Annotated in this window: 3 protein-coding genes and 1 pseudogene; 1 reads left to right on the top strand and 3 read right to left on the bottom strand. The window is 57.3% G+C overall.

Annotated features, from left to right (window positions below; translation table 11 throughout):
- Positions 1-501: pseudogene (locus ACH2EH_RS21320) on the bottom strand (hypothetical protein); the annotation flags it as partial.
- A 227-nt stretch (positions 502-728) separates the two neighbouring features.
- Between ACH2EH_RS21320 and ACH2EH_RS21315 the strand changes: the two are divergent.
- Positions 729-1,364: a hypothetical protein gene (locus ACH2EH_RS21315; protein ID WP_395144895.1), complete on the top strand. Its 636-nt coding sequence runs from the start codon at positions 729-731 to the stop codon at positions 1,362-1,364.
- Between the two features lie 75 nt (positions 1,365-1,439).
- Here ACH2EH_RS21315 and ACH2EH_RS21310 read toward each other — a convergent pair whose 3' ends face one another.
- Entirely contained in the window at positions 1,440-2,057 is a 618-nt protein-coding gene (locus tag ACH2EH_RS21310) for a PspA/IM30 family protein (RefSeq protein WP_395144893.1), read from the bottom strand.
- 13 nt (positions 2,058-2,070) lie between these two features.
- The coding region (locus ACH2EH_RS21305) for a DUF1501 domain-containing protein (RefSeq protein WP_395144891.1) at positions 2,071-3,105 on the bottom strand (1,035 nt) is incomplete at its 5' end.

Genomic DNA, 3,105 nt, shown 5'->3' with positions numbered 1-3,105 from the left:
CTTTGCCTTACCGAGCGTGTCGGTGGGCAGCAGCGACGGATTTTTCAGCACAGCGGGGAACGCCGTGGGCCGCAGCTCTAGCCGTGCATCGGGGCAGCTTGCGCGGGGCGTGAGTGCGACGGAGTTCTTGCCTGGCTTGACACTTGCACGCGCCAGCACCGCGCCTTGCGGGCTCACGAGCGTCGCGGCGAGGGGCTGGGTCGTCTCCAGCGAGAGAATCAGCTTCTTGCCACGCTCCACCCCGATTCCCCAGTAACCCTCGGTGCGAACGCCACCGGGCCCCGTGAGCGTGAGTGTACCGCCGCTCGGTGTTGCCTTTGCCCCCCCAAAGACTTCCCAGTGCGCCGCGTTCTCCGCGAAGTCGCGGTTGCGGAGCTTCTCGGGGTAGAGGCCGCCATCACCTGCGTGGTTAATCTCCTCGAAGAAGATGCCGTGCAGAATCGGGGAGAGGCGCGGGCCGGGTCGTGCACCGTCCACCGTGAGTGTTAGATCAGATTGCATAGCTTTATTATAGCCGCTTTTGTTAGGATTACTTACAATTGATTTGATCCTCAAAGCGATTCATGTTGCGAACAAAATGGATTTCAGGAATAATTCAGAGTGGGCTGATACTGTTCTGTCATGGAGGACAATCGCAAGAGTTCAGACCGAATTCTAGCTTTCTGCATAAACTTCAGGTATCGTCTCTATAGGAAAGAATTAAAACAATGAAAAACACTTCAAAATCAATGCAACGAGGACGTTTCCTCACTCTAACAGGGGCACTGGCTGTCCTCGCTCTTAGCGGTTGTGGTGCGGTTAACAGTGCCATCAACAGCGTTATCCCTGAGGTAGATAATATGGCCAACCTCAATGGCCAAGTCGTTGAGGCGGTCATTGGAAGCGGACGAGCCACAATCTCAGGCAGTGTCAGCGCGACTGCCAATTTCAACGACCAGACCCTGGAGCAAGTGAGCAAGCTCAAACAATTAATACTGAGACAGTCGCTCAGCGATGCCACTGTCACGATGCCCGGCGGCGCAACAGCCCCCACCGCGTTCTCCTTGAGAAATATCACCCTTAAAGTGACGCTCAGCGACACCGCTGGTGCGCGCTCCGTAGACGCCTCCGCAACGGTCGCTGGCCCCGTGACCTTTACGCGTCAAGGCACCACCAATACCTACATCCCCACTACTAAAGTGGAGATCGCCAATATCAATTTTTCGGGAACGAACTTTAGCACTGTGATTGCCATTGTCACGGCGTCCCCGTCACCCAACACCGCCGCCGGCAAGCTCAGCTTAGATGCCGATGACACCGAGCTTCCTGCGGGCACCAAAATCTCCTTCACTCTCGTGGATGGTAAGGCCAAGCCCAAGATCTAGCGCCCCCCGTTAGACCGCAGATTGAAATCTGCGGTCTAGCTGAACCGTGGCATCAGCGGCAACAAAGTGACGGATTTAGAGGCACGCTGGCAGCGCGGTGAGACACCAGCCAAGCAATCCAACGATCACCAGCAGCAAAAAGCCCACCAGCTCCCGTGCTGTCTTACGGTCAATCTGCGGCTGGGGTGGCTGTGCTAGGTGCCAAACTCCTATACGCTCCAACTGTGCTTGCATCCCCTGGTGGATCGCACAGCCCTCCCACTTCTTCTCAAAGGCCACAATCTCTGTCATTGTCTGACCAAGCCACTCTTCTTCGTGCTTGATGGCAACCTTGACCTGCTCTGATGTCTCCACCGCCTGCTGCCAAGTCTCTTCGGCACTGCAAAGCTGCTGCGCGTAGCTCTGTTTCTCTTTGAGGAGTTGATCTGCCAGCTCTCGATCCCCTCTACCAAAGGCTTTGTCCGCCTTCTTCTGAAGGTTCTGAATGGTCTTTTGCAGATATTCTACTTGGGTCTGCAAGTTGTTCTTTTGCGTAATCGCAATCACGGCCCGCTCACGATTGCGGGCGTGGGTTTCCTGCATCAGCCGTTTCACACGATCCAACCGAACATCCGCCGACTCTTCTTTCGCCTCGGGAGGGCGGCGCTTGGGGAGCGGGAACAGGTAGAGGAGTAGGGCAAGGTGGCGCTGCATTGAGAACTTTCCGTTAAGCAATAATATCCGTCACCACCGTGCCATAGACATCGGTAAGGCGGTAGTTTCGTCCTCCGTAAAGATACGTTAGCTTGGTGTGATCTATTCCCATCAGGTGCAGAATCGTGGCGTGCAGGTCATGGACATGGACTTTTTTATCCTGCGCGTGCCAGCCGTACTCATCGGTCGAGCCGTAGGTCATGCCGCCTTTGACGCCGCCACCCGCCATCCACATCGAGAAGCCGAACGGGTGGTGCTCGCGGCCATCCATGCTCTCTGCCGTGGGAGTGCGCCCGAACTCGCCGCCCCAGACCACGAGCGTGTCTTCCAGCAAGCCGCGTGCTTTGAGGTCTTTGAGAAGTGCTGCAATCGGCTGATCGGTGGCGGCGCAGTTGTTGGGCAGCTCGGTCTTGAGGCCCCCGTGCTGGTCCCAGAGCTGGCAGCTAGAGCGCTTGGAGGTGGCAGTGTGGTAGACCTGCACCATTCGTACGCCGCGCTCAACCAAGCGCCGCGCCATGAGGCACTGTCGCCCGAAGGTCTCGGTGAGCGGATTGTCGAGGCCGTAGAGTTTCTTGGTCTCGGCGCTCTCACGCTCCACATCAAACGCCTCGGGAGCCTCGCGCTGCATCCGAAATGCCAGCTCGAAGCTCTGAATACGCCCCTCTAGTTGCACATCGCCGGGCCGCGTGGCCTTGTGCGCCGCGTTGAGCTGTGCCAGTAGATCAAGCTGCTCGCGTTGCTTTTTCTCGGAGAGCTTGGCATTGCTCAGATTAGCAATGGGATTTTTCAAGTCCGAGACCAGCGTCCCTTGAAACGCGGCGGGCAGAAAACTACTCGTCCAGAGCGGTGCGCCTTGTGCGGGCTGCGCGGGCGAGAGTACGACATAGCCTGGCAGGTTTTTATTTTCTGTCCCGAGCCCATACAAAAGCCACGAGCCCAGCGACGGTCTGGAGAACGCTTGCTCCCCCGTGTTCATCTGCAAGCACGCACCGTTGTGATTGATGTTGTCGGTGACCATCGAGCGGATCACGCACATGTCGTCCACGCA

The organism is Armatimonas sp. (genome assembly GCF_043760365.1).
GTDB lineage: Bacteria > Armatimonadota > Armatimonadia > Armatimonadales > Armatimonadaceae > Armatimonas.
The sequence above is the reverse complement of the archived record's forward strand: the minus strand, read 5'-3'. Positions and strand labels throughout refer to the sequence as shown.

Coding starts and splice junctions, on each gene's coding strand:
- ACH2EH_RS21310 (WP_395144893.1), bottom strand. CDS start 2,057: ATGCAGCGCCACCTTGCCCTACTCCTCTACCTGTTCCCGCTCCCCAAG.
- ACH2EH_RS21315 (WP_395144895.1), top strand. CDS start 729: ATGCAACGAGGACGTTTCCTCACTCTAACAGGGGCACTGGCTGTCCTC.